The following is a 1,736-nucleotide window of genomic DNA, read 5'->3' on the forward strand; positions in this document are numbered from 1 at the left end:
GCGAGCGCGGGCCGCAGCACGTCCCCCGCGCGGTCGAGCAGGGACCGCGCGCCCGGCGGAGCGGCACCGCCGTCCGCCCGGCCGGGCGGGACGGCGCGGGCGTCGGGGGACGGGACGGGGCCGGACGGTGGGTTCATCGGCGCGCTTCCGTTCGGGCCGGGTCCTCCCGCGTGCGGTGGGAGGACCCGGACGGGGACGTCGGGTCAGGGGAAGGGGTGCGGGGCCCGGAGGAGTTCCGCGTCGGTCAGGTCGCTCTCCCGGTGCCCGCCCCGGCGCAGCGCGGTGCGCAGCCGGGGCATCAGCAGGGCCCGCTGCCGGTTCCAGCCGAAGTCGATCGGCAGCAGTCCCGGCACCACGGTGGCGACCGTCCGCAGCCCCATCCGCTCCTGCTCGGGTGAGGTCTGGTCGACGACGATCACGTCGTGGCCCGCCGTCACCAGCTCGTCCACGACGGCGACGACGTCGTCGCGCAGATCGCCGGTGCGGGGGCGGCCGTGCCGCTCCCAGTCCCCGTACAGCTCCTCGAACGGCCGGGGTGGCGACGGCTCCAGGTAGCGCGCCGCGTACCGGGCCATCCGCGGCAGGCCGTACAGCTGGGGGTGGTCCTTCAGATGCCGGACGAGGGCGAAGTCGTCGGCCATGGCCTCCAGTTCGGTGCGCCGTTCGGCGGTCTGCCGGGCCAGGTGCGGGATGTAGCTGAGCACCTCGGACAGGGCGCCCTCGATCGCCGCGCGCGGGTCCAGGGAGGCCGCCGCCGCGAACGACAGGGTGCCCGGCCCGCCGTCCCGGCGGACCCCGACCACGGTGACGGCCGGCACGGCCAGGTCGATCCGGTTGTCGAGGACGTGGACGTCGTAGCCCTGCAGCGCCGCCCGCTCGGCCATCGCGGTGGCCGTGGCGCTGCCCACGGTGGCCAGGTCGACGCGGGGCAGCCGGGCCGCCCCGTACCAGGCGTTGAGGAAGGCGTCCCGCTCGACGAGTTCGAGCAGGCCGCCCAGTACCGCCTCCTCCGTGCAGCCGCCGATGGCGCAGCCGTTGGAGCACTCGAAGACGAAGTTGTCGCCCGCCGTCGGGATGCTGTAGTAGACCAGCCGCGACGGCACCAGCACCGGCCGTGCGTCGCGCAGCGACCAGCCCCACTCCCACGGGATGGGCTTCGTGGGGTCGAAGGGCTCCACCAGCGGATCGTCCCGGTAGGTCTCCGGGGCGTACAGCCCGCACACCGCGGGGTCCACCGCGTCGGCCTTCACCTCCTCGTAGCTGCCGGTCACGGGGGCGGAGCCGCCGCGCCGGTGCGTGCCCGCGTACCGCTCCAGCCCCTCCAGGAACGCCAGCCGGCGGCTGGTGGCGAAGGAGTTCTCCTGCCCGCTCCAGGTGACGTCGTGCAGCCCCGCGTACCCCCGCACGAAGGCGCTGCCGGCCACCGGTGCCGTGGTGGACGAGGTGACGTCGGTCCAGGTGCCGGCGCCGAGCGCACCGCACACCGGGTTGGCCAGCGCGTCGGTGGGCAGCGGGTGCGCGGAGGCCGGCCGCAGCCGGTAGCCGTCCGGGTCCGGTTTGGGACGCGGGACGAGCGACAGCGGCCGCACCTCGTGCGCGGCCCGCGGCCGGGGCCGCCCGGCGCAGGACGGGCACAGCGGGTCGGCGAGCAGCGGATACGTCCGCACCGTCAGGTTCGCCAGGTCCAGCCGGGTCACCCGGGGCAGCGCCCGGTCCGCCGGGTCCGCGGACGGCGA

At 76.3% G+C, this 1,736-nt stretch carries 1 protein-coding gene; it reads right to left on the minus strand.

The window, feature by feature from the left end; all coding sequences use genetic code 11:
- Positions 1-203: 203 nt before the first annotated feature.
- Positions 204-1,736: TOMM precursor leader peptide-binding protein (locus G3I53_RS03045; protein ID WP_164437996.1), on the minus strand; the 1,533-nt coding region annotated here is incomplete at its 5' end.

This window comes from Streptomyces sp. SID14436 (assembly GCF_010548465.1).
Taxonomy (GTDB): Bacteria; Actinomycetota; Actinomycetes; order Streptomycetales; family Streptomycetaceae; genus Streptomyces.